Origin of the sequence: Gimesia algae (genome assembly GCF_007746795.1) — a bacterium.
Taxonomy (GTDB): domain Bacteria; phylum Planctomycetota; class Planctomycetia; order Planctomycetales; family Planctomycetaceae; genus Gimesia; species Gimesia algae.
Genome location: NZ_CP036343.1, coordinates 5,278,648 through 5,303,428, shown reverse-complemented (window position 1 = coordinate 5,303,428; position 24,781 = coordinate 5,278,648). Strand labels below are relative to the sequence as shown.

The window sequence follows — 24,781 nt, the reverse complement described above, 5'->3', positions numbered from 1 at the left end:
TGCCGGGAACTCAGTAATTTTGGCCCCACAGCTTATCCGGTATATTGGAAAGTGGTGCATCGCGAGACGATTGGCAGTCTGGTGGTTGAGCAGACTGTCTGGTTTATGTGCCTGCATATTAGGCAGCCGGGCTGTTGCACAAAATGCAGGCATCAATGTGGGGTGGATGGTTGGTTTGGGTGTAGGCTGCAGGGGTTGTAGGGATGGTTCTGGTAATTTTTCAGTCTGGGCTAGACATCAGAAATCGAAAAGTGTTATCATACTGATGTCGACATCGTAGTGATGGCAGTTTGCTGAGATAGAAGGCTGTTTTCAGCAAATTGTCTAGATGAGTACTCTTTAACTCCCCTCATTCTGCAAGTTGCTTCAACCTTATTTAATAAGGTAACAGGGAAGTATGAGGGGCCAGATAACGAAGGATTCGAAAAGAAATGCTTGTATTATCACGAAAGCCCGGTGAACGAATTCGTATTGGCGATGATGTAACATTGACGATTGTTCGAATCGGCCCGAATTCAGTCAGACTGGGCATTGATGCCCCACGCAGCATGAGTATTGTGCGCGAAGAGCTGTGTATCGATTTTTCGGATCTGCCAGAAACCGAGCAGTTCACAGAAGAACCTTCTTCGCCTTAAGTCTCTGTCTGTCCGTTCTCATATCTAGAGGCACTCCGTCTCATTTGATCGCACGCTCGTTGCAGATCTGACTTATATTGTTCATTAATCACATGCAGTTCGTTCATCAAAGCAGTTGGTATGTCTGCTGAGCCAGAGCAACCCGATCCATCAGTCTGCGTTGCACTGCGCGCGATCTATCATGGACGAGTGCAGGGAGTCGGGTTTCGCTACCAGACGACGCGACTTGCACAGCGGTATCCGATAACCGGATATGTGAAAAACCTGCCTGATGGCACGGTAGAGCTAGTGGCGCAAACACAGGATAAGGCGGTTCTGGAGCAGTTTTTTGATGATATGATGCTGACCTTCGCGACGAATGTCACAGATGTATCAGTCAAAGAAATCGACTCGCAACCATATTTTCAGCAGTTCCAGATCGAGCGTTAAAGCTATGCAATTGAGCAGTTTCAGGTTGGTGTAAAGCCAATTTGGCAAATTGTAGCGAACATGCCTTCCAGATTGGGGAAATCAGGTCTCGAATGACCCTGTATTCTTTACTTTCCCCACCTCTTCTCGGTAAAGTAATCTGTGCCCTATGGACTGTTGGCAGTCATTCCAGGTGAAAATGCCTGTAATGACACGACTTCAAAAATAAAACCAACATCCAGGTAAATTTATTCGTACATGACAGTGGAGAAGCTGCGCCTGGGATTGTTACAGGCATGTCCTTTTTTTTGTCCACAATATATTTATTAACTGATTGGTGAATGAACGATGGAAAGCCTCCTGGTTTTTTCAGCAGAAACAGCTGACTTGACGGTTCAGTGGTGGTTAACCGGAGCAGGTGTCCTGCTCTACTTTGTACTATTGTTTGGTGTGGCTTCATTCACTCAGGCAGGCGTTATCGCCAGGGCAACCACTAAAGAGGCGATTCGCCAGCCAGTATTCCTGTTATTGATGGCAATGGGTCTGCTATTGCTACTGTTGAATACGTTTCTGCCATTTTTCTCCATGGGAGATGATGTCAAAATGTTGATGGACTGTGGTCTGGCAACGATTTTGATTTGCAGTCTCCTGCTGGCGGTCTGGTCTGCCAGTACCAGTGTCGCAGATGAAATTGAAGGCAAAACAGCAATGACTCTGCTGTCAAAACCGATCAATCGTCGGCAATTTATTATTGGGAAGTATCTGGGAATTCTAAAAGCCGTGGTCTGGCTGATGTTGCCGATGGTGATTACATTCCTGCTGCTGGTTTACTTCAAAGTCGGGTACGACGCTCGTGAAGCTTCGCAGGACGCACCGACGCATGCCGAAAAAATGGCGGCTGTCTGGTTGATTCTGCCTGGTATTCTTTTGATTTATATGGAAGTCGCAATTCTGGCTGCCATCAGTGTCGCCATTTCAACCCGCCTGCCGATGATGGTGAATATGATTATCTGCTTTGGGATCTACATTATTGGTCACCTTACTCCCAATCTGGTGCAGGCCAAGTCAGAGGGACTGGAGTTTGTGAAATTCACCGGGCAGCTGATCGCTACAATTCTGCCTAACCTGGATAACTTTAACATGTCGCCAGCGGTGGCAACAGGAACTGTCGTTCCACCAGTCTATATTGGTCATTCGGCATTAAGCTGTCTGCTCTATTCCGGAATTGCGATTCTGGTTGCCTTTATTCTTTTTGAAGACCGTGACCTTGCCTGAGCAGCAGGAAGCGGACTTCTTACACTCATGAATTAAAACAGATTCGGTGGGTCTTGTGTCAAATCGTCAGCCCAACGCATTTCATCGTGCTTTCCCCGCACGGGAGTTCTTCCGTGGATCTGCCAGATCTGTTCTGTTCTGGTCGCTCGTCAATGGCCTGCTGCTCATTCTGTTGCTGGTCGATCTGTTTCTGATCATTGATCTGCTCGACCATCGGGGGCGAATTACACTCCACGGCGAACAGAACGTCAAGCAGCTGCAGGAACTGAGAACAGCTCCTGTGAGCTTACCTGAAGGAAACGAACAGGAAGAAACTGTCCCAGGACCGGAGAACGTTCAGGCAGAGGCAAAATCTTCAGAACCAAAGTCCGTGCCTCAGCCGGAAGCACCCCCGTCAACAGAAATGCCCCAGTTACAGATGGTGAGTCTGACTGACTCCGGTATTTTGCCATCAGTCTGGTGGACGCATTCCAAATATCAGATAGGTTTATTGCCACAGTTGTACCAGCGGGTTCCGCTGCTGCAGGAAAATCAGTCTGCTTTGTTCACATTGATCTGTTTTGCTTTGGTGGTTGCCAGCATTCGCGTTTTGATCCGTTGGAGGTCCCGGCAGAAGAGTTTGAAAATTTCGCATCAAGTTTCAATGACATTGCGAAATATGATCCATCGACAGGCTCTGCGCCTGGGGCCAGGTGACCTGTCAGGTAAAGAGACTGAGCAGGCCTTTCAGCTGTTTATTCGGGATGTGGGTACGGTCCAGCAGGGTGTATTTCAGTGGGTTTATGGATTGTCGCGTCATCCGGTCACTCTGCTGATTCTACTGCTGTTTGCAGTTTCAATTGACTGGAGACTGTCACTACAGTGTATGATTCCATTGGTGGCAGCCTGGTACTTTTTGTTACAACATCGCAAAAACTATGAAAAGGAGCAGGCAAAAACACTGGTTTCGATTGAGTCGGAATTGTCTTTACTTGCTGAAAACCTGCGAAGTAGCCGACTGGTGCGTGGTTTCGGAATGGAAACGGCGGAACATGAACAGTTTCAAAAACATCTAGAGAAGTATACTGATAATATCGCAACACTCAAACGCGTTGAGGGTTGGGGGCATCGGGTGGCGCGAGGACTGGCAGTATTCTGTTCGTGCATGGTTCTGTTTCTGGTAGGGTATAAAGTGCTGGTGAATCCAGGCAGCCTGCCTCTCTCCGCAGCTGTTTTGATGACGGGGATCTTTGCCTTTTTCTATCTGCCTGTAAATGGATTATACCAGTTGATTCAGACTCACGATGAATCGAATATTGCGGCAAGTTCAATCTATCGTTACCTCAATCAGATCCCGGCTGTAGGACAGGCAGTAGGAGCCAAGTTTTTAGAACCTTTGTCGCAGGCACTACAGTTTGAAAATGTCAGTTTCCAGTTAAATTCCCACAGCCTTCCATTACTCAAGGGATTTGATTTAAAAATTCCCGCAGGAACCAGTACGGCCCTGGTCTCTCTGGAAAAACTGGCTCCACGTGCCGTGAGTTATCTGATACCGCGGTTTATTGAACCTCAATCGGGTCGGGTTCTGTTGGATGGTGAAGATACAGCCTGGGTGACTCTGGAATCTTTGCGAGCTGAAGCAATCTATGTGAGTGGAAATGATCCCTGTCTGACCGGAACGGTCAAAGAGAATATCCAGTGTGGTGATGAGCGATACTCTCTGCAGGAAGTGATTGCGGCTTCCAAGGAGGCACACGCCCATCAGTTCATTCAGAATTTATCTCAGGGGTATGAGACCTCGCTGGGACAGCATGGGGAAGAATTAACTGTGGGCGAATGTTTTCGTCTAGGGCTGGCACGAGCATTATTACGAAAGCCTGCACTGCTCATCATAGAAGAACCTGAAGATCTGCTGGATGAGGATACTAAAACTCTTCTCGACGATGCCTATTCACGAATTTTCCAGAATCGTACCATTCTGGTGATTCCTTCACGAATTACGACCCTGCGCCGGGTTAATCAAGTTGTACTGATTCACGAAGGCAAGGTCGAAGCTGTCGACAGTCAGTCCAGTCTGTTGAAAAAATCTGCCTTATATCGCCACTGGGAATACACGCGTTTCAATCAGTTCAGGCATTCTCAGGAAACTTCGAACGAACGTTGAATCAAAGAATCATTTATGGATACGCTTCATTCACCAGTGGTCGAACATGCGATTCGGCTGGCTGCAGTGGCTCATAAGTCTCAAAAACGCAAGTCTTCCGGCATTCCATATATCGCCCATCCCATGAGTGTCTGCTTGATCCTGATGAAGGCCGGTTTTGAAGATGAATCAATTCTGGCGGCTGCTGTGCTGCATGACGTTGTAGAAGATACTGAATTATCGATCGAAGATCTGGAAGAGCATTTTTCTGAGGACGTTGTGCGTTACGTTCAGGAAATGACAGAGGAAAAAGAGACGGAAGAAGGAGAGAAACGGAGTTGGCCGGATCGTAAGCAAACTCATATTCAAGTGATGCAGCAGGCAACCTTGGGGACAAGAGCGATCGAACTGGCGGATAAGCTTCACAATCTGGAAGCGATGCTGTTTGACCTGCAGACGGAAGACAGGCAGGAGTTCTGGGGGCATTTTGGAGCAAGTCCTGATCAAATAATAGAGTATTATAGATCGATGATCGAAGCTGCGGGACAGACCGATTCTCAATTGAGATCACTGGTTGAGAATTGTAACACTCGTCTTGAAGAATTGAAAAAATACCTGCCATCAACATGAGGATGTATGCTGGCACTTTCGGGGTTGCTGTTGCTTTAGTTTAATACAGGTGTGTCGACTGCGCTTCAACTGTGATGACATCAATGATTGGGCTGTGACTGCTGTAGAAAATAGAAAGCGAGTGCACCATGCAAGGCAAACAGGAGTATCCCGACTGGTTTCTGTGGTTGTGGGAAAAATGGTTTGTTCTGTTTCTGCTTCTCGGAATTCTGGCACTGGTTTTTATCGGTGGAGCCGTTTACCTGGATAATCAATTTGCTCAGGTTCAAAACCAGCTTGAGTATGTTCCCCCTCGAAGCTATCAACCACCCGTTCTCGAGAATTTTCAGGCTGACAAATCAGATCTGGAAAAACTGACTCGCAGCCAATCCTTATATGTTCCCTGTTACTCACACATCTATTATCACGGTGGCGCTCCGTTTCTGTTGGAAACCACATTGAGTATTCGAAACATCGATCGCAATCAGCCAGTGTTCATCACGACCATCGATTATTTTGATACAGATGGCAAACTGGTAAAATCTTACCTGGACCAGCCCATCAGGCTCACTCCCTTTCAGACGATCGAATTTCTGGTGGAAGAGAAGGACAGCACTGGAGGCTCAGGCGCTAATTTTCTAGTGACCTGGAACGCTGTTGAAGGTGTGAATCAACCTCTGGTAGAAACCGTGATGATCGGTACTTCCGGACCTCGTGCGATTGCATTCAGCAGAATGGCGACAGAGATTTCTGAAGTTGAAAAATAATTCTTTCAGTTTTCTGTATGCTGCTTTGCTTCTCCCCGTTGTTTTTCCTGAACAACGTTTTGATATGGCGTCAACTTCAGATCTTTAGGAGTCACTGAAAGCTGCCAGACTTTGCGGTCAGAGAAGTAGTTGATCAGTTTCTGGTTTTCTGCATTGCCTAACGGAAGCGCCCAGACAATTTCTGAGTTATCGATATCTGCTCGATTATAAACCCAGTCAAAATGTGGGTTATGATCGGCTGAGTATTTAACAAAGATCAGGTCTTTTTCAGGCATCTGTTTTAGCTGTTCGATCAATCTGGAGCGGCTTAAACCAAGCTGATATCTGGAAGGCAGATGCGGACTCGAAAGATACTGAGTGAATTGGGGAATCATTATTGTGAAATAGATTATGATCAATCCTAACAGAAACACAGTGCCCTGGCTGTGATCTTTCCATCTGGCGACGCGCCAGTAGCGTATGCCTTGAATGAGGAGAAATACTATTAGTGGAATCACTGATGCCAGATAGTGAATCTGAAAAAAAATGGTAAGTGTCAGTTCGACAAGTAAAATGATTAAAACAATACTAACGGCATACTTTCCCCATTGATCTTTAATAATCCAAGGCAGCATTAGCAGCAAGATCCAGAGAGGAAATGCGAATAGCCTGACGAAGAAGAGATTTGCTTTCATAGAAATGGATTGAATGTAGCCTTCAGTATCTTGAATCTTCTTATAATTATGAAGAGACCAGTCAATGTTGAACTTATTAACGTGTGGATGTCTTGTGTGGAGTTCACGAGGACTCCCCCAAACAAAAACAGGAGTGGTTGCGTAGCTTTCTTCGTACACCTGGTAAGGTAATCTGGTGATGATGCCCGTTACACTCCAGTTATAATAGGCGAGTGCGCTCAATATGAATATCGCTGAGAACCCCAACGGTCCTAAAACCGTTCGAACAAAATCCTGTTTTGTTAACACTCGCTGTTTGTACAGACAGACAAACAATAATACGACCGCCGAAATTGTTGTCAAACAGCCTTCAAACGGGCGACTGATTGCCAGCAGAAAGATGCCTCCCCCCATGAGAAAAGCAGCCCCTGCCTGGGGCTTTTTGAGCATACGACGCAATGCGCCAAATAATAGCGACCCACCGAGAACGGCAACCGCGCCTCCCCAGAAGTTCTGGCCCCAGAAAATAAAAGTGGGATGAATTATGGATAGAAGTCCTCCTGCAAATGCCCAGTGTGGGGGAACCCATGCTTGTAACATCCAGCAGATCGCAGCACTAGCCAGGCCGATACTGAGCCAGACTCCGACCAGTGGGTCTCCTGTCATAACCTGACCAGCAGCCATGAACAGTCCTTGTCCGGGTGGGTACTTGGAGGCATAGGTCGGTTTATGAATGATGTGGAAGGATTGAAAATGTTTCCAGAAGGGGTGAGTCTGGTTGGTCAGCCTGCCCTGTGAGAAGGTATCAGCTGCTAACAGGTAGCTGAATTCATCGTGTATGCGGGGGACTGGTTTTTTGAAAGTCGAGATAGTAGCTGACAGTACAAAGGAGAGAATAAACACCGTGATGATTGATACTGCAGGTCGACTGAAAAATTGAATTGTGCTGCGAAAGCGATTCAACACCCTGAATCGAATCCAACGACATGGCAACCATTTAACCAGCAGAATCAAACCGGCAAGGAGTAGCACGTTTTTAAGAAACAAAGCGAAAATCATTTATTACGGCCCAGAATTGGTGTTCAGCAAAATTTATATCAGTGAGAGCTGAAATTGCTCGTCAGACTTTTTTAATTCGGGGGCAGGCCTCTAATACTACAGCGCCTGAACGATTGATCTTTTACGCTAAAGTAATTTTGGAGTATAACATCAATCGTTTGACCGGTTTTTCTGTAGCTGGGAGGTTCAAGGATGGACGTGAAAGCGATTGAGTCGCTGATGCCGGAGCTGGAATCTTTTGTGAGCCGCTACCTGTCTCACTTTGGACGGGTGCAGAATCATGCGCATGCGATGACGATCTTGCAGGGACTGCTCGCTGGCGGTGACCGGCGAAACGTGGAGAACATGGCTGAAACAATCGAAGGCGGGGTAGTACGCACATTGCAGAAATTCATTGCCCAGGCCATCTGGTCCGATCAGGATGTGCTTGCAGAACTTCGGCAACATGTCTGCGAAGCCCTGGGAGAAGACGACGGTCTACTGATCGTTGATGAGACTGGTTTCCCCAAGAAGGGCAAACAGTCCGTGGGGGTAGCCCGGCAATATTCGGGAACGCTCGGTCGCGTCGACAATTGCCAGGTGGGCGTCTTTGTGAGTTATTGCAGTTCGCAAGGCGAAACGTTGATCGATCGTCGGCTGTTTCTTCCTGAACAATGGATAATAGATGAGCAGCGTCTCGCGCAGGCCGGTGTTCCCTCCAGCGTCATTTTTCGCAGCAAGCCGGAATTGGCCAGCGAAATGATCCAGCAGGCAATTATTGAGGGCGTCCCGTTTCAATGGGTCTGTGGCGACAGTATTTACGGCACCAGCCCGGTATTTGTGCAAACCGTTCGGGAGTTGGGAAAGTGGTATGTCGTGGAGACATCGTGCGATGCCAGGGTGTGGACCACCAAACCGAAGTTGCGGCCCGTCGGCCAGATAACGCCCCGGGGGGGCCGTCCCACAAAGAACGCCAAGCCCCTGAAGAAACCCCGGCGCGTCGATGAAGTGGTGGCGAACCTTCCTGCGTCTGCCTGGAAACGGATGAGTGTTGCGGAAGGAAGTCAGGGACCACGCCTCTACGAATATGCAGAAATCACAGTCTGGTTTTCCGAACAGTCGCGTCCGACTGATCGGCGGGAACGGCTGCTTGTTCGCCGTTCTGTGGGACAAGATTCGGAATTGAAATATCAACGCTCTAATGCACCCGCTGAGATTCCCCTGAAGAAGTTAGCAGAAGTCGGTGGCAGCCGCTGGTGCATTGAAAAGAACTTTCAGAGTGGTAAAGGCGAATGTGGGCTGGATGAATACGAAACGCGCGGCTGGATCGGTTGGCACCATCACACCTGCCTGTCTATGCTGGCGTTACTGTTTTTAACTTTGCAGAAACAGCGGCTGGGAAAAAAAACATCCGGGCCTGACTGTTCCGGAAGTCCGCAACATTCTCAGGCATCTGCTATATACAAGAGACTGGACCCCGGCAGTACTCGTCGAATGGAGTCAATGGCGAATCGCCCGCAACCAGATCGCAAAACACTGCCACGAACAAAGAAGAAAAAAAGAACTACGAAGACGCACTAGAAAACGTAAACAGGCGCTGTAGTACTAAGCGGTCGCAGTTTAATCTGTTTGGAATCCACATCGATCCACCAGACTTGATGATCAGCAAAATGTTCAATCAACTTCTGATTCTCTTCGTTGGTTAAAATGTTCGCCCAGACGACTTCAGCGTTCTCGATATCGGCTCGATTATAAACCCAGTCAAATAGTGTGTCATGATCGGCTGAGTATTTAACAAAGACCAGGTCTTTCTCAGGCATTTGCTTTAGCTGATCGATCAACCTGGCACGACTTAGAGCAAGCTGATATCCGGAAGGCACATAGTTAATCATTTGTGGAATCAATATTGTGAAATAGAGTATGATCAACCCGAACAGGAACACAGTGCCCTGGCTGTGATTTTTCCAGTGGGCAGCACGCCAGTGTCTTGCACCTTGAATCAGGACATAAAAGACAAGAGGAATTACAGGTGCGAGGTAGAAGATCTGAAAAAAAGTCATACAGAATAAGTGAATCAGTATAACTGATAATAAAATGGAGAGGGCAATCTGTGTCCAGGGATTCTTAAGTCCCCAGGGGAGAGTCAATAGGAGTGTGCACAGTGGGAAATACAGCATCTGGATTAAAAACTTCAGGCTCTTTTTAAAGACAGAAAAAAAATATCCCCTCGGATCCTGGTGTTTTTGATATTCATTAAGAGACCATCCTGAGTGAAAACTTTCAATGTGAGGTAAATCATTTTTTACCTCCCGGGGAGCACTCCAGATAAACAGAGGGGTTGGTGAGTATGTTTCTTCATGGACTTGATAAGGAAATCGAGTGAGACTTTCCGTGACTCTCCAGTTGTAAAAAGCAAGTGCTCCTCCAATACAAATTGAGATCATGCTCAGTGGTAGTATAACTGAGTGAAAAATTACTCGCTTTGAGAACTGCCGTTGTGTGACTATCCAGGCGAAAAAGATAATCATCGAAAAGACAGCAGTTAAAAGTCCTTCAAATGGCCGAGTGATGGCCAGAAAAAATAACCCTAATCCCAGGGTGAATGTCATTCGCGCTTCAGGAAAAATCATCAAACGACGCAATGCACCAAATAAAAGTGCCGCTCCCAGAATGGCGACTCCGCCACCAAAGTAGTTTTGTCCCCAAATTAGCATGAGGGGATGAAATGCCGACATCAGTCCTCCTGCAAATGCCCAGCGTGGGGGAACCCATGCTTGAAACATCCAGCAGATCGCAGCACTAGCCAGGCCGATACTGAGCCAGACTCCGACCAGTGGGTCTCCTGTCATAACCTGACCAGCAGCCATGAACAGTCCTTGTCCGGGTGGGTACTTGGAGGCATAGGTCGGTTTATGAATGATGTGGAAGGATTGAAAATGTTTCCAGAAGGGGTGAGTCTGGTTGGTCAGCCTGCCCTGTGAGAAGGTATCAGCTGCTAACAGGTAGCTGAATTCATCGTGTACGCGGGGGACTGGTTTTTTGAAAGTCGTGATAGTAGCTGACAGTACAAAGGAGAGAATAAACACCGTGATGATTGATACTGCAGGTCGACTGAAAAATTGAATTGTGCTGCGAAAGCGATTCAACACCCTGAATCGAATCCAACGACATGGCAACCATTTAACCAGCAGAATCAAACCGGCAAGGAGTAGCACGTTTTTAAGAAACAAAGCGAAAATCATTTATTACGGCCCAGAATTGGTGTTCAGCAAAATTTATATCAGTGAGAGCTGAAATTGCTCATCAGACTTACCGGGAAGGATCGGCTGAAATGAATGTTAGAAGCAGAGCGATATATGCCGGATGGAGATTATGAATATTGTTGACTAGTCCCCCTAGACCTCCTTATTATGCAGATGGGTTCAGACCTAATTCAAGTTTATTTTACCCAAATTAACTCTATGGTAAGTCTCTTCGTTTTGTGACTCCTATCCCGTAATCTATCAAAGGAGAAATCTGTAAGTGACTAATTCAAAATGGCTTACGATTGTTATACCAGCTTTGAATGAGCAGGAGGCCATCGGAGGGACGATTGCACGTTGCCTGGAAGCCCGCGAAGAGATTTCACATCAGGCTGGCCTGGATGGCGTGGAGATTATTGTCGTGAGCGATGGTTCAACAGACCGGACTGCTGAAATCGCTCAGAGCTTTGATGATGTCACGGTCATTGTTTTTGAGAAAAACCGTGGCTATGGAGCCGCAATCAAGGAAGGGTGGAGGCGCGGTTGTGGCAATTATGTCGGTTTTCTGGATGCAGACGGTACCTGTGACCCTCGTTTTTTTGCGGCTCTCTGCGAGACGGCCATTGCTGAAAACGCGGACGTAACACTGGGCTCTCGTCTGGGGGGCGACTCACAAATGCCAGCGATACGCAGAGCCGGTAATCGTGGCTTTGCTTTTCTGATGGGGTTGTTGTGTGGTAGAAAAGTGACAGATACAGCCAGCGGTATGCGAGTTATCCGCCGCGACTCACTTAGACATCTGTACCCACTGCCGGATGGTCTTCATTTTACTCCGGCGATGAGTGCCCGTGCTTTAATGAATAGCTTACGGATCATTGAAATCCCGATGAAGTATGAAGAGCGAATCGGTGAAAGTAAACTGAGTGCGCTTTGGGATGGGTTTCGATTTCTCAAAGCAATTGGTGAGGGAGTCCTCTGTTATCGACCTGAGAAAATATTTCTGACTGGTTTCACCATTTGTATGCTGATCACACTGGTTCTGGCAGCGTATCCCACTGAGTTTTACTTTCAGAATCATCGGCTGGAAGAGTGGATGATTTATCGGTTCGTGGTCTGTCAGTTCCTGGGATCATTCGGAATTACCCTGCTCTTGGCCTCGGCGTTATCCAACCGAATGGCTGAAATGAGCTCTCGACGCGAAGATTCTGTTGGCTTCTGGTCCTCTTTTGTAGCCAGTCTGTTTGTCGGAAAACCATTGGTCATCATCGTAGGATTTCTAACTTTGCTGGGAGTCGGATTTCTGTGGCCGGGATTAGTGGAATTTATTTCGACCGGTAAAATTACGCTACACTGGTCCAGATTGATTGCAGGTGCATTCACATTATTTACGGTCTTGCAGATATCAATCTTTGTTGTTCTGATGAAAGTGGTGGAAATCTGGAGTTATGAACAAAGTTCTCTCGAAAAGAAGAATTTTGAGTTGAAGCGAGTTGAAAGAATTAATCTCGGTGAGCCGAGCCTGCAAAAAGACATAAATATTAGCAAATCAGCTTCCCATGTATTGAAGTGAGAATACTGTTATTAGCAGTGTAAATTGAAATTTCAAGTTGTTTTTTAAATCGGATATTGTGCCGGAATAGTCCACGCCCAATCGCACTATATTTGACTTTCAGGTAGTCAAGTGAACCATGCAGACTCAACAGAATCCAAGCGCCTCATCGATTGAGTACTGGCATCCCGGCAGTGAATGTTGTGATGAAATCTGGGAAGCCGCTTATCGCCGTTTTGAAACTCCCCGACAGGAACTCAACAAATTTCTGAAAAGACTACAACGCATGGGGGTAGACGAATGGGAGAAAAACCTGAAGGTTGTTGAGCTTTTTTGTGGTCAGGGAACAGGATTGCATGCATTGGACAGGTTAGGATTTCATTCGCTGGCAGGAGTCGACTTGTCTCCCCATTTACTGAAACAATATCAGGGAACGGCTCAATTATATGTTGCTGATTGCAGGGATTTGAAATTTGAAGACAGCAGTCGCGATGTATTGATTGTGCAGGGAGGCCTGCATCACTTACCTGTACTTCCAGACGATCTGAAAAAAACCTTACAGGAAATGCATCGGGTTCTTTGTCCGGGCGGCCGAGTTGTAATCGTGGAGCCCTGGCAGACCCTCTTTCTAAAATTCGTGCACACTGTCAGTGAAATCCGCCTCTTCAGAAAGCTCTGGGCGAAACTGGATGCGTTTGCCATCATGACTGAGCAGGAAATCACTACCTATGAGCAATGGTTGAGCCAGCCTACAGAAATACTCGCTCTATTGAACCAATATTTTCAACCGGAACAGCAGATCGTGGCCTATGGCAAGCTGATGTATGTGGGACGCAAGCTGAGCTAATAGCAGCCTGGCAGGTAGGATGGTATAATGTCGTTTCTAACTCATTTCTGAAACGACGAAGCCTGTGAGAAGAATCATGCTGCGACTGACTTTGACACTGTTGCTGACTGTATTATTAAGCCTGGTAAACAGCAAGGCCCTTGCGGAGAAGCCAAATATCATTGTGATTATGGCTGATGATTTGGGGTACGGTGATGTTTCCTGTTACGGCGCTACAGCGTTGAAGACTCCGCATATTGATCGCCTCGCAGCAGAGGGGCTGCGGTTTACCAGTGGATACTGTTCTGCTTCGACCTGTACTCCCACACGCTATTCCTTTCTGACCGGCACTTATGCTTTTCGTGGGGAACGTACCGGGATCGCTCCGCCGAATGCTCCAGCAATTATTAAACCGGGAACCGAAACCGTAGGATCTATCCTTAAGCGTGCGGGTTATACAACCACGGTGATCGGTAAATGGCATCTGGGACTGGGGAGTGAAGCAGGTCCGGACTGGAATGGACAGCTGAAACCGGGGCCTCTGGAAATTGGTTTTGATACCTGCTTTCTGCTCCCAACGACAAATGATCGGGTTCCTCAGGTCTATGTCAAAGATCATCGCGTACTTAATCTGGATCCTGCTGATCCCTTATGGGTCGGGAGCAAAAAGCCGAGCCCCAATCACCCTACCGGACTCACGCATCGAGAGACGCTTAAGATGGACTGGTCTCACGGACATAACTCGACCATTCACAACGGCATCAGTCGCATTGGCTTTTATACTGGTGGCCATGCTGCCCGCTTTCGCGACGAAGATCTGGCTGACAAATGGGTAGAGAAATCAGTTGAGTTTATCGAACAGAACAAAGATCGTCCGTTCTTTCTGTTTTTTGCTTCGCATGATATACATGTTCCACGGATGCCTCACGAACGCTTTCAGGGAAAGACCAGACTTGGTTTTCGCGGCGATTCCATCGTGCAACTGGACTGGTGTGTGGGTGAATTAATAAAGACGCTCGACCGCTTGAAGCTGGCTGAAAATACGCTGGTCGTGTTCTGTTCCGACAATGGTCCCGTTCTCGATGATGGCTATCAAGATGGAGCGATCGAAAAGATTGGCAGCCATCGTGCGGCGGGACCTTATACCGGTGGTAAGTACAGCGTCTACGAAGGAGGAACACGTACGCCGTTCATTACCCGCTGGAAAGGACGTATCGAACCGGGAGTGAGCGATCAGATGGTCTGTACGATCGACCTGGCAGCCAGTTTAGCCGCTTTGACGGACCAGAAACTGTCGCAAGAAAGCTGTCTGGACAGTTTCAATATTCTGGGAGCACTGTTGGGCGATGTGGGCTCTAAAGGGAGACCAGATCTTGTTCAGCAGAATAATGGGAACAACGGAACCTATGCGTTACGAGTTGGAAAATGGAAACTGCAGCGCTACGATAAAAAAATCGCGCGAAATGTTGTAGTCGAACAACAGTTGGAAAATTCGAGTGTTCCCCAGTTTCAACTGTTTAATCTGGATGATGATCCTGCGGAGAAGACGGATGTCGCTGCGGAACACCCTGCCGTAACAACGCGTTTGAAGCATCGACTGGCCGAAATCATACGGCAGGGGCAGAGTCGTCCAGAACTTAAGTCAGTTGACCAGTAGGATTGATGCTTCTTCTCCATTGAAGTAACGAATAATTCATTCAGGGATCAGAATTGATGAACTTCACAAAGACAGTCCTCCCGTATTTCTGGTACATGCGACAAATGATGGGATTAAGGGCGGAGCGCCATTCGAATTGCCCCAGGAGATCAAAGCCAACCTACAGAAACTGGGAGTGCCGGTCAAAATAAATCTTTGAGTAAGGCGCACGCGGTGTGGGAAACCTGATTCCCCAACGCGTCCAACGGGGATTTCCACGAGCGAAATGGCCTGAACTGTTTTTTAGCTGGTATCAGAGATTGAACTGATGACCGTTCACAGCTGAAGGATTCAGACATATTCTATTTATCGATTTCAGGAAAACTCTTAGAAAAGGGGTGGTTTCATCTGGGAATTCAGTTCGTTCCAGCGCGTTTGCAGTTCTATTAATTTCTCTGAATTCGTTTTTGCGAGATCTTGTGTTTCCGCCAGGTCGTTTGCGAGATGATAAAGTTCCCAGACTGGTTTATCTCGTGTCCCTCGCATCTGAACGATCTTCCATGCTCCACTGCGGAGTGCAGCTCTGCGTCCCTGTCGCCAGAAGAATTCAGAGTTTGGTAACTCCATTTTTTGTTTCAGAAGGAACGGGAGTAAGTTTCGGCCATCCCGATTTTGAGGAAGAGGTGCACCTGCGAGTGCCGCAGATGTAGGAAAAATATCCAGACTGCTGACTGGGGCTTCGATTATCTGTTTTGGCGCGAGTGTGCCCGTCCAGCGTATCATAAACGGCACTCGTAAACCCCCTTCATACATGCTGCCTTTTTCACCACGCAACGGGAGATTACTGGAAGTCAATTCCCGGGTGGGACCACCATTATCGCTGAGAAAGATGATGAGTGTTTTTTTATCCAGTCCCGACTGGTGGACCCGCTTGAGAATCTTCCCGACGCTTTGATCCATTGAAGAGAGCATGGCTGCAAAGATACGTCGATGTATGTCTTCGATATTTGTGAAATTCTGTATGTTTTCTTTTTTTCCCTGCAGTGGGCTATGAACGGCATTGTATGCAAGATATAGAAAAAAGGGTTTGTCCTGGTGGCGGTCAATAAAACTGATGGCTTCACGTGTGAAAGCATCGGTCAGATATTCTGTTTCATTAACAGGTTGTCCGCCTCGAATGATGGGATTGTTGGCATCATAATCGGGTTCGTTGTAACCCATATGGGTCGAATAAACGAGGTTCTTACTCAACCAGCGTCCCCGTTCACCACCAGGCAGTGATTTACGACGCAGCATGGTGGTCACTCCCTGATAAGGAGGGGGAACAAAATAATGACCTTCATGCATGAAACCAAAAAATTCGTCAAAGCCATGTCGGTACGGATGATAATCGGCTGCGCCTCCCAGATGCCATTTCCCGATCAGTCCGGTTGTGTAACCCTGATCGTGCAATAGTTCTGCGATGGTCTGTTCTTCAGGGGGGAGCCCGGTTCCCGGATCTTCATTGCGGGCACCGATGGGATTGAACTCGTAACCAAACCGGGTTGGGATTCTCCCTGTCAATAGCCCTGCGCGCGAAGGGCTGCAATTTGGTGCGGTCACATAAGCCTGAGTAAAGCGAATTCCTTCATTGGCGAGAGAGTCGATATGTGGTGTCGGAATCTGCGGATTTCCCTGACAGCCCAGTTCGCCATAACCGAGGTCATCAGCCAATAACAGGATAATATTTGGTTGCTCGGTTGCAGGCAAAGAATTCAAAGAGTACGTCAAACTGAACAAGAGGGCGAGTAGTGAGAGTGGTTTCATAATGATTCCAGCATTAGTTGAGCAGATTAAGGAGGCTTACAGGCTGTGAAATGAAATGCAGAACTTCAGTTGATTGATTGTAATGCAGAGAAAGAACATTTCCCATCAATTTCGTTTGATTCAAGTGGAAACGATTTACGGTGAAGGGGAGTGTGACAGTCTGGGACTGGAGAGGTCTGGTATGAGAGCTTATACTGGTTTGAATTGAGCGAAGTTCTGTGATCTCAATCTGACACGATATAATCTTTTACTGGAATTGAAACATGCCTTTACTGGGAGCACACCAGTCAATAGCTGGTGGATACTATAAAGCCGTAGATACCGCAGCCGAGTTTGGAATGGACTGTGTCCAGATCTTTACCAAGAATAATAATCAATGGCGGGCCAAGCCACTGACTGACAAGGACGTCAATCTGTTTCGCGAGCATCTGGAGACGACTGGAGTCGGGCGTCCCTGTTCTCATATGAGTTACCTGATCAATCTGGCCAGTCCTAAAGAGGAACTCTGGAATAAATCGATCGATGCCGTTGTGATCGAACTTCAACGTGCGGAAGCGCTAGGCCTGGAAGGTGCCGTCATGCATCCGGGTAGTTTTGTGACTTCCAGTGAAGAAGAGGGGCTGGATCGAATCGTGGCTGCCCTCGATCGCATTCACCAGGAGACGGAAGGATTTCAAACGCAGATCTGGCTGGAAACCACAGCCGGTCAGGGATCCAATCTGGGATTTCGCTTTGAGCAGTTGGCGTACATGCTGAATCAGGTTCAGGACGGAGAGCGGTTGGGAATTTGTGTAGATACCTGCCACATCTTTGCTGCCGGATATCCGTTGATCAAGAAGTCTGAATATAAGGCGACCATGTCTGAACTGGACGAGATCATTGGCTCTGATCGCATTCGAGCCTTCCATTTGAATGACAGTAAATGTGAATTTGGCAGCCGCAAGGACCGCCATGAAAATATTGGTCGTGGTTTTCTAGGGCTGGAACCGTTTCGTCATCTGTTAAATGATCCGGTATTTCAAGACTGTCCGATGTATCTGGAAACCCCTAAGGATGAAGAAGATGGGGTGCCTCTGGATCAGATCAATATGGAAACGCTGCGTTCACTCTGCAAAAGTTGATCGATTTCTGAAAAGACTGGTAAAATCCAAAATACCCTCTCATGTGATTAAAATCACCCAGTCGATAAAGGGTAACAGGCAATTTGTCGAGTGCTGTTGCGCGCCCGATAAATCAGCTTCCCTGAACCTCAACCCCCGATTGAGGTTACTACCCGCGACCCACGCAGCAGATCGGCCCCCGTCCAGATCTCTGCAAGCAGATGACAGGATTTGTCGTTGTGAAGATCGGCCTACTAAAACGAAATCTGCCAACGGTATCTTTATCTCTGGTATTGTTGAGCTGCATCACTGCAGGTTGTTTGAGCCAATCTGCAGAGATGATTTCACAGAAGAATGAAAAAACGCCCGGGCCTCTGGTTGCATCCAAATCCAGCAGTCGCTTTAACTATTTTGCGCAAAAAGAAGATAAATCGAAAGAAGGAGTGTTGGCTAAGGTTAAAATCAGTGGTACTTACCCAGCCGATGAATTTCAGGATCCCAACCAAATGGAACTGACGTCACAGGCAGCCCCTGCAGATCAGCAGCCTGAGACAAAAACAGCACAACAGCGTTTACAAAAACCGGACAAAAAACCTGTCACCGGGATTTCCGAAAACTGGCGCTCCAAATCATTGATTGCATCGGCGAAACGTTATCCTGCTCATATCGCCAAAAAATTCGATCAGAACACGGAACGGGTCAGGCAGGCATCAAGTTCAATTTCACAGGGAATTGCTTCGAAAATTCAACATATTTCGAATGATGAACCTGTGGATACAGTAACAGGTCAAGATCAGGCGCAAGGGATATCCCCAGGAAAGACAACTCAGAGAAATTCAAATTCCGAGAATACACTCACTAGTGCTAAAGAAGTCGACCGGCTTCTGGCGGAGACAAATCAACAGAATCTCCGAGCAGAACTGACAGAACTGGCAAAAGATCTGCATCAGGATCTGGATCAGACCGCACCTGCTTTTGAGGATGTAAACCAGGAAATGCGGAGGTTGCAGATTAATTCGATTATGGATCGTGCCCGGCGTGAACTGGCTCAGAAAAACTATGAGTATGCAGAATTTCTGGCAGCGCAGGCATTGGAGTCGAGTTACCGGGGGCATGTTGCATTTGGTCTGGAGGATGAATCGCCTCAAATGCTGCTGGAGAAAATTAAGAAACAGATCAGCTCGATTCCCCTGACTGAAGTACAACGTATTCAACATGCAGAACCGGCTGCAAAACCGAACAGTGGCCAGATGGTTCCCAATTTCCAGTTTACTCCATCGCCTGTTCATCCCTTAAGACGTCGCGCAGTTGATCAGCCCGAAACCCGGAAAACCCAGTCGAACATCAAGAACGGTGGCAGTGATGAGCTACCCTTGATCGTTCCCCGTAATATGGGCATCCAGCCTCAGAAGATTCAGATCCAACCACGTCAATCTGCAATCAAACAGAAACCACCTCGCTCTGGTGGCATTTCACTGGAGGCACCTTCTTTTGATTCTCAGCCACAAGTAAAATCCGATGTGCCACACGTAGAGAGAATTGAGGACAAAAATACGGATACAATGCATTCTGCTCCAGCTTTGAAGCTGGAACTGGAGGATGTCCCCGATGAACCGCCAGCTAAAATCAAATTGAGTGGCCCTGAGGCAATGACTGAACAACCAGTGATCGAAGAGAATAAGTCGACCGGCCCACAGTTGATGTTACCAAAACTGCCTTCTGTGCCTGGGGATTTAACTTCTCAAGTCAAACCGGGACGGGATACAGCTGCTGCTCCTGTCAATTTTCGATCAAAAATTCAGGGAGCCCGTCAGGAAAAGACACTTGAGAATCTTCAGGGGCAAAATTCCAGCGGAGAACGTTCTCAGGCTCAGACCAGCTTGACTTTAGATGAGATCGAGTGGGATCTGGAAGAACGAAAGAGCCCTAATCGTGCAGCGGGATGGTGGGGACTGCCCACACTCTTAATGATTGCTGGAGGAGCCATCATTTTACTGCTGCTGTCTATTATAGTCATCCTGCTCAAACGGGGGTCAAGTACCAGCTGAGTCACATGGAATCTAGTTACCCGCAAACCGTGGCAGAAGTATTGGTCCGAGCAGAAGTCTGTGTCAGATTAATTTTCTGGCTTCGTGATGAACTCGCCTCCGCTGATGAACATTCCGTTCTCACACGGGGTACACCACATAATTTGAACGCGATATTCAAATTCCCGTGTTTCACTGGCCAGCTTTACGTTGACTTCACCAGGATTCAGCGTGCCTTTATGCAGCAGACCAAGTCCCTGCCGGCTGATTTCACGAGTCATGGCAGAAATGGTATTTCCGCGCGCTGTTTTGACTTCAGCTGGTACTGAGAGTTCCAGTCGATCTACATCGCGGATGTTGTCGGCATCGCTCTTGCCAAAACTTTCCAGTACATGTTTCAGGTCGTCCATCGTGGGACGGCTCCAGGGGGTTTCTTCCATTGAATCTACTCCTGCTATGAAGTCATTTTTCTAATGTTGATTCGTGTTCTGATTCGAATCTGATATTGAAATATAGAATATAAAAATAATTGAGGACTTTCTTAGTTTCAGATTACCCGCGGAACTCGATTCGGAATTGGCTCTGGTGAAACGTGTGGGGATTCGTCCAGATTCGACGTTTGTGATAGATAAACTCTGACAGTTATAACGTCAGGCAAACGCACAGAAGGTCAGAAATGCATACGTGTTGTAGCGGTTATCCACCCTGTGAAGGTGCGAGTTGTAACAGTCATTCCAAAGGCACCAGCTGATTCTGCTATAACGTCTGAGGTTTAGAAATTCCGAATGACGCTATATTCATTGGTGGTTCGATACCTAACTGGGATGGTCGCAGTAATATTTAGTCTAATAAATGGTGGCTGCTTTTTGTGTTGCTGCTAGTGATTCAAGAGCTTCACGGACTATTGATTACTCTGATATGAGTACTTGAACAGGCACAAGCAAGAGAAAGCAGATTGATCTCCAAATCTTATGATGATCTCTTCCTTCTATAAAAAATACAGCAGGCAACTAATCTGGGGCGTCTTTTGTACGCTGCCGATTCTGACAATTATGGCAGAGTTATTGCCTTCCAATAACGATATCGAAACCTGGTTGCCCAAAGACTCCGATGTGCGAATCGTCTATGATCGATTTAAAGCAGAGTTCGGAGCAGAAGAAGTTGTGCTCGTCGCTGTACAGGGCGGACTGAATCAAACTTCACTCGTGGAAGCGACTGCCGGTCGTATTGAAGCGTTACCGACAGTCAGGCAATGCTGGACTCCCCAACGACTCAAATCAATTTTACACGAATTCAAAGTGGAACCGGCGGAAATTGACAAGCGTCTGAATGGGCTGTTGATGAATTCCGAGAAGAATGTAGCAGGCATTCTGGTGCTGCTTTCCGATACGGGTATTAAAAACCGGGCCGGGACGGTTGAGGGGATTCGCGAAAAACTGGAATACAACCAGCTGACCGGAAACGAAGTTCAGCTGGCGGGTGCCCCCGTTGTAATTGCAGAACTGGATCGGCTGGGCAGTCAGAAAAACAACAAAAAGTTCTTTATCATTACGTTATTGATCAGCCTCGGCCTGTTGTATTATTCTTTCCGGGAGTGGAAAAAAACACTGGCAACCCTGGGATTGACCATCTGGGCTATCAATCTCACAACGGCGATGATCTATTTGGGCGGTGGCGAAATGAATTTCATTCTCGGTGCCCTGTCAGTCATGGTAATGGTTTTTACACTGGCGATCTCAATTCATGTGCATCACTATGTTGCCAGTTGTATCGACGAACCAGATCCGTTATCGGCTGCTTTGAAAATTGCCTGGAAACCCTGTGTACTGGCAACATTGACCACAACGATTGGTCTGTTTTCCCTGACAGTCAGTGAAATTGGGCCTGTGATTCAGTTTGGGTATGCAGCTTCAGTTGGGACTTTCGTGTCTCTGATTACTGGTCTGGGACTGACACCTGCTGTATTAACACTTTGGCCCATTGACCCGAAAACGGTCCACTCCGGAAAACAACGCTGGAATTTTCAACGTTGTGCAAACTGGCTGATTGATCATTCCGGACGCGTTTCCATCGCCACGATTATGCTGGTGATGATTACGGGAGTGGGGCTGTTCAGTCTGCGAACGAAGATTGATCCGCTGGATTTTCTGCCAGCAGAAGGGCGAGTCATTCAGGATGTGCGGGCTGTTCAAAATAATCTGACGGAACTCGATTCCATTGAAGCTATTGTCGACTTCGGTGACGAGGAGATTCCTTTCATTAAAAAAGTGGAGCATATCCGCAAGCTGGAAGCAATCATACAACAGCATCCCGCTGTGCGACATACGATGTCTCTGGCCAGTTTTTTTCCGAAGCAGTTTCCTGAGAGTCCCTTTGAGACAGCTCGCCTGTTATCGCACGCACAGTCGGCTCATGGAGATAATGATTTCACCTCCGATGGCGAACGACTCTGGCGGATCTCAGCGCGAATCAGCAGCGATGCCGATCTGCCACAGGATCAGGTGTATGATGAGCTCACAGCTATGATTGATGATCCGAATGTGATTTTGACGGGGGTTGCACCCCTGCTGAGGCGGGCACAGAACCAGATCTTTACCGGATTCTGGGAGAGTTTCTCGATGGCGTTTGTGATCATTACCGTTGTGATGATTGTTTCTCTCCGGTCTATCAAAGCCGGGCTGGTGGCAATGGTGCCGAATCTGACGCCGATTTGTATCGTGTTTGGTATCCTGGGCTGGTATCAGATTCCCATTGATATTGGCATCATGATGACCGCCAGTATTGCTTTGGGGATCGCCGTCGACGGGACATTTCATTTTCTCGTACGCTACCAGAGTCAGTTTCGTCTGACCGGAAATTCAGCACAGGCATCACGGGATTCTCTTTTGATGACAGGCGAACCGATCTTTACTGCGGCCGTCATTACGGGAGCGGGTATGCTGGCGCTCACATTGAGCAACTTTGTCCCGACTGCCCGCTTCGGATATATGATGACATCTCTACTGGTAGCCGCTTTGGTGGGGGACCTGGTGTTACTTCCCTGCCTGCTGGCCTTGCGACCGGAAAAATCTGAGGATCAGAATGGTACTGATCACACAGACACCGAGCAGTCATCTCAAGGTCAGCAGCACGCTCCCCATTTCCTCAAGCAGCAGCAGCGAGAAACGAAAGATCAGTCTGGGAAGGCAGTTGCATAATCTCTTCTAGTGCCGCAATCGCAATTGCCTGTTATTCTGATGGCTTTTCTTGACCCCTTGATTGATATATGAAGCCAGTTCATTATCATTGAGGCTCCCCGGCCCGGAACGGGTTCGCATCTATAGACCAGCAGGTCCAGTCAACTTTGTTTTCCTGAACCGATCAGCGAAATCCTAGCACAAAAGAATTGCGGACACCGGTTATATATCACGACAAACTCTAACTTTCAGATCACAGCGGAATACAACATGGGATATCATCTGATCACAGGTGCTACTGGTTTACTGGGAAGATACTTGATTCGGGACCTGGCTTCTGCCGGAGTTCCACTTGCTGTTCTGGTACGTCCCACGCGGCGGATGACCGTTGATCAGCGAATTGACATGATCATGGCATTCTGGGATGAGCATCTGGGGCGTGAATTGCCTCATCCTGTGGTACTCGAAGGGAACATTAATGAAGAAAACCTGGGACTGAGTCCTGAGCAGTTGACCTGGGCGACAGAGAATGTCGATCGCATTATCCATTCAGCAGCCAGCCTTTCCTTTTACAGCACCAGCCATGAAAGTGAGCCCTGGCGTTCGAATGTCGGCGGTGTAAAGAAGGTTCTTGATTTCTGTAAGACCGCGAATATCAAAAAATTTGATCATGTCTCCACGGCGTATGTCTGTGGATTACGATCCGGCCGTATTATGGAGTCGGACGTTGATGTGGGGCAGGAATCCGGGAATGATTATGAGCGGAGTAAGCTGGAGGCAGAGTTGATGGTGCGTAGTGCAGAGCATATTGAATCTCTGACTGTCTTCCGTCCCGCCATCATTATTGGTGACTCCAAGACTGGTTTCACAAATACGTTTCATGGATTTTACGCTGCCCTGCAACTGGGGCACACGTTAACCCAGATGCAGTCTCCTGATGAAACCGGACGCTACTACGCGAAATCGCGTTTTACACTGAATGGAGATGAGTCCAAAAACCTGATTCCCGTCGACTGGGTTTCTGCAGTGATGTCACATATCATTACTCACCCCAAGCTTCATGAAAAGACATATCACCTGACACCACTGCATCCGGTGCAATCTCGACTCGTGCATGATGTTCTGGAAGCGACCTGTAATTTCTATGGATCAGAATTTGCCGGGGCGGGGGTTGAACTGGAAGATCCTACAGAAGCAGAACGGCTCTTCTATGATCATATCCGCGTCTATAATTCATACTGGCGTGATGATCCGGTATTTGACAGTACGAATACTCAAACAGCGGCTCCCCATCTGCCTTGCCCCCACGTTGATCGCGAACTGTTGACGCGCCTGTCACAGGCAGCCATTGATATGAACTTCAGTTGGAACGATCGCACGCCACACCGCTTTGAGGTCAAGTAGCCCAGGGGTTATGCATCCGCGGTTTGGGTTTGGGTTCTGGTTCAGGCGGTTGAACTTCTTCGACCTGGGGTTGGGGGGAGGGAGGCAGAGGTTCGTCTTTACGTTGAACCACTTTGTCCAGGATGCCGTTTACAAACTGGGATGAATTGGCACTGCCGAATTCCCGTGCCAGCTCAACTGCTTCGTCGATAACGACTGGAGCGGGTGTGTCCGTGTGCAGCAACTCGTAAGAACCCAGTCTGAGGATATTTCGGTCGGTGACTGCCATCCGTTTAAGCGTCCAGTTTTCGGCAACTCTGATGATATGCTCATCTAGCTGCTGTTTGTACTCCATGACTCCTGTAAACAGTTCCCAGGCGAAAGTGCGTGTCGTTTTGTTACGACCATGCTCTTCAATCATCTCGCGGATCTCATTGATGGAAATACCCGGATTGAGATCGATCTGGTAGAGCATTTGAACGACTAAGAATCGTGCCTGTTTTCGCAAAGACATGGGAATATCGCTAGT

The 24,781-nt window shown here is 47.7% G+C and carries 20 protein-coding genes; 15 read left to right on the top strand and 5 right to left on the bottom strand.

What is annotated here, in order from left to right; all coding sequences use genetic code 11:
• The first annotated feature begins 431 nt into the window (after positions 1–431).
• The 6 genes from Pan161_RS19685 (at position 432) to Pan161_RS19660 (ending at position 5,816) form a co-directional block, all read left to right on the top strand.
• Positions 432–635 carry a carbon storage regulator gene (locus Pan161_RS19685; RefSeq protein ID WP_145230065.1) on the top strand — a complete coding sequence of 68 codons (204 nt, stop codon included), beginning with the start codon at positions 432–434 and terminating at the stop codon, positions 633–635.
• 120 nt (positions 636–755) lie between these two features.
• Entirely contained in the window at positions 756–1,064 is a 309-nt protein-coding gene (locus Pan161_RS19680; RefSeq protein WP_145230063.1) for an acylphosphatase, read from the top strand.
• 327 nt (positions 1,065–1,391) lie between these two features.
• The gene (locus tag Pan161_RS19675; protein ID WP_145230061.1) at positions 1,392–2,318 is read left to right on the top strand and encodes an ABC transporter permease; all 927 of its coding nucleotides are present in this window, start codon (positions 1,392–1,394) and stop codon (positions 2,316–2,318) included.
• A 55-nt stretch (positions 2,319–2,373) separates the two neighbouring features.
• Entirely contained in the window at positions 2,374–4,461 is a 2,088-nt protein-coding gene (locus Pan161_RS19670) for an ABC transporter ATP-binding protein (RefSeq protein WP_145230059.1), read from the top strand.
• Between the two features lie 15 nt (positions 4,462–4,476).
• Entirely contained in the window at positions 4,477–5,070 is a 594-nt protein-coding gene (locus Pan161_RS19665) for an HD domain-containing protein (RefSeq protein WP_145230057.1), read from the top strand.
• A gap of 128 nt (positions 5,071–5,198) precedes the next feature.
• Positions 5,199–5,816, top strand: coding sequence for a DUF3124 domain-containing protein (locus tag Pan161_RS19660; protein WP_145230055.1), 618 nt, complete (start codon positions 5,199–5,201; stop codon positions 5,814–5,816).
• A 5-nt stretch (positions 5,817–5,821) separates the two neighbouring features.
• Here the strand turns inward: Pan161_RS19660 and Pan161_RS19655 are convergent, their stop codons facing one another.
• Positions 5,822–7,435 carry a hypothetical protein gene (locus Pan161_RS19655; protein WP_145230053.1) on the bottom strand — a complete coding sequence of 538 codons (1,614 nt, stop codon included), beginning with the start codon at positions 7,433–7,435 and terminating at the stop codon, positions 5,822–5,824.
• A gap of 285 nt (positions 7,436–7,720) precedes the next feature.
• Here Pan161_RS19655 and Pan161_RS19650 point away from each other — a divergent pair, with 285 nt between their 5' ends.
• Positions 7,721–9,088 carry an IS701 family transposase gene (locus tag Pan161_RS19650; RefSeq protein WP_145227397.1) on the top strand — a complete coding sequence of 456 codons (1,368 nt, stop codon included), beginning with the start codon at positions 7,721–7,723 and terminating at the stop codon, positions 9,086–9,088.
• Here Pan161_RS19650 and Pan161_RS19645 read toward each other — a convergent pair.
• Entirely contained in the window at positions 9,085–10,242 is a 1,158-nt protein-coding gene (locus Pan161_RS19645) for a hypothetical protein (protein ID WP_145230051.1), read from the bottom strand. The two genes, Pan161_RS19650 and Pan161_RS19645, sit on opposite strands and share 4 nt — an antisense overlap.
• 39 nt (positions 10,243–10,281) lie before the next feature.
• On the opposite strand from Pan161_RS19645, the gene Pan161_RS19640 reads away from it, so the two are divergent.
• From Pan161_RS19640 to Pan161_RS19625, 4 genes are all read left to right on the top strand, one after another.
• The gene (locus Pan161_RS19640; protein ID WP_145230049.1) at positions 10,282–10,488 is read left to right on the top strand and encodes a hypothetical protein; all 207 of its coding nucleotides are present in this window, start codon (positions 10,282–10,284) and stop codon (positions 10,486–10,488) included.
• 541 nt (positions 10,489–11,029) lie between these two features.
• On the top strand, positions 11,030–12,319 hold the full coding sequence (locus Pan161_RS19635) for a glycosyltransferase family 2 protein (RefSeq protein WP_145230047.1): 1,290 nt from the start codon (positions 11,030–11,032) through the stop codon (positions 12,317–12,319).
• A 118-nt stretch (positions 12,320–12,437) separates the two neighbouring features.
• The gene (locus Pan161_RS19630) at positions 12,438–13,145 is read left to right on the top strand and encodes a class I SAM-dependent methyltransferase (RefSeq protein ID WP_145230045.1); all 708 of its coding nucleotides are present in this window, start codon (positions 12,438–12,440) and stop codon (positions 13,143–13,145) included.
• Positions 13,146–13,221: 76 nt separating this feature from the next.
• Positions 13,222–14,781: a sulfatase family protein gene (locus Pan161_RS19625; protein ID WP_145230043.1), complete on the top strand. Its 1,560-nt coding sequence runs from the start codon at positions 13,222–13,224 to the stop codon at positions 14,779–14,781.
• Between the two features lie 366 nt (positions 14,782–15,147).
• On the opposite strand, the gene Pan161_RS19620 is transcribed toward Pan161_RS19625, so the two are convergent.
• Positions 15,148–16,566 (bottom strand): sulfatase, encoded by a 1,419-nt coding sequence (locus Pan161_RS19620; protein WP_145230041.1) that lies wholly within the window; start codon positions 16,564–16,566, stop codon positions 15,148–15,150.
• Between the two features lie 263 nt (positions 16,567–16,829).
• On the opposite strand from Pan161_RS19620, the gene Pan161_RS19615 reads away from it, so the two are divergent.
• A complete protein-coding gene (locus Pan161_RS19615; protein WP_145230038.1) occupies positions 16,830–17,687 on the top strand; it encodes a deoxyribonuclease IV in 858 nt (285 codons plus the stop codon).
• A 299-nt stretch (positions 17,688–17,986) separates the two neighbouring features.
• Positions 17,987–19,714, top strand: a complete 1,728-nt coding sequence (locus Pan161_RS19610; RefSeq protein ID WP_145230036.1) for a hypothetical protein — start codon at positions 17,987–17,989, stop codon at positions 19,712–19,714.
• 68 nt (positions 19,715–19,782) lie between these two features.
• On the opposite strand, the gene Pan161_RS19605 is transcribed toward Pan161_RS19610, so the two are convergent.
• On the bottom strand, positions 19,783–20,133 hold the full coding sequence (locus Pan161_RS19605) for a PilZ domain-containing protein (protein ID WP_145230034.1): 351 nt from the start codon (positions 20,131–20,133) through the stop codon (positions 19,783–19,785).
• Between the two features lie 531 nt (positions 20,134–20,664).
• Here Pan161_RS19605 and Pan161_RS19600 point away from each other — a divergent pair.
• Both Pan161_RS19600 and Pan161_RS19595 read left to right on the top strand, forming a co-directional pair.
• The gene (locus Pan161_RS19600) at positions 20,665–22,890 is read left to right on the top strand and encodes an efflux RND transporter permease subunit (RefSeq protein ID WP_145230032.1); all 2,226 of its coding nucleotides are present in this window, start codon (positions 20,665–20,667) and stop codon (positions 22,888–22,890) included.
• Positions 22,891–23,139: 249 nt separating this feature from the next.
• The gene (locus Pan161_RS19595) at positions 23,140–24,273 is read left to right on the top strand and encodes an SDR family oxidoreductase (RefSeq protein ID WP_145230030.1); all 1,134 of its coding nucleotides are present in this window, start codon (positions 23,140–23,142) and stop codon (positions 24,271–24,273) included.
• Here Pan161_RS19595 and nusB read toward each other — a convergent pair.
• Positions 24,266–24,766: a transcription antitermination factor NusB gene (gene nusB, locus Pan161_RS19590; protein WP_145230028.1), complete on the bottom strand. Its 501-nt coding sequence runs from the start codon at positions 24,764–24,766 to the stop codon at positions 24,266–24,268. The two genes, Pan161_RS19595 and nusB, sit on opposite strands and share 8 nt — an antisense overlap.
• Positions 24,767–24,781: the final 15 nt, after the last annotated feature.

Bases quoted from the DNA above. Each gene is read 5' to 3' on its own strand.
- Pan161_RS19675 (WP_145230061.1), top strand. From the start codon at position 1,392: ATGGAAAGCCTCCTGGTTTTTTCAGCAGAAACAGCTGACTTGACGGTT.
- Pan161_RS19605 (WP_145230034.1), bottom strand. From the start codon at position 20,133: ATGGAAGAAACCCCCTGGAGCCGTCCCACGATGGACGACCTGAAACAT.
- Pan161_RS19595 (WP_145230030.1), top strand. From the start codon at position 23,140: ATGGGATATCATCTGATCACAGGTGCTACTGGTTTACTGGGAAGATAC.
- Pan161_RS19630 (WP_145230045.1), top strand. From the start codon at position 12,438: ATGCAGACTCAACAGAATCCAAGCGCCTCATCGATTGAGTACTGGCAT.
- Pan161_RS19665 (WP_145230057.1), top strand. From the start codon at position 4,477: ATGGATACGCTTCATTCACCAGTGGTCGAACATGCGATTCGGCTGGCT.
- Pan161_RS19625 (WP_145230043.1), top strand. From the start codon at position 13,222: ATGCTGCGACTGACTTTGACACTGTTGCTGACTGTATTATTAAGCCTG.
- Pan161_RS19650 (WP_145227397.1), top strand. From the start codon at position 7,721: ATGGACGTGAAAGCGATTGAGTCGCTGATGCCGGAGCTGGAATCTTTT.
- Pan161_RS19645 (WP_145230051.1), bottom strand. From the start codon at position 10,242: ATGTCGGCATTTCATCCCCTCATGCTAATTTGGGGACAAAACTACTTT.
- Pan161_RS19615 (WP_145230038.1), top strand. From the start codon at position 16,830: ATGCCTTTACTGGGAGCACACCAGTCAATAGCTGGTGGATACTATAAA.
- Pan161_RS19680 (WP_145230063.1), top strand. From the start codon at position 756: ATGTCTGCTGAGCCAGAGCAACCCGATCCATCAGTCTGCGTTGCACTG.
- Pan161_RS19620 (WP_145230041.1), bottom strand. From the start codon at position 16,566: ATGAAACCACTCTCACTACTCGCCCTCTTGTTCAGTTTGACGTACTCT.
- Pan161_RS19660 (WP_145230055.1), top strand. From the start codon at position 5,199: ATGCAAGGCAAACAGGAGTATCCCGACTGGTTTCTGTGGTTGTGGGAA.
- Pan161_RS19685 (WP_145230065.1), top strand. From the start codon at position 432: ATGCTTGTATTATCACGAAAGCCCGGTGAACGAATTCGTATTGGCGAT.
- Pan161_RS19600 (WP_145230032.1), top strand. From the start codon at position 20,665: ATGATGATCTCTTCCTTCTATAAAAAATACAGCAGGCAACTAATCTGG.
- nusB (WP_145230028.1), bottom strand. From the start codon at position 24,766: ATGTCTTTGCGAAAACAGGCACGATTCTTAGTCGTTCAAATGCTCTAC.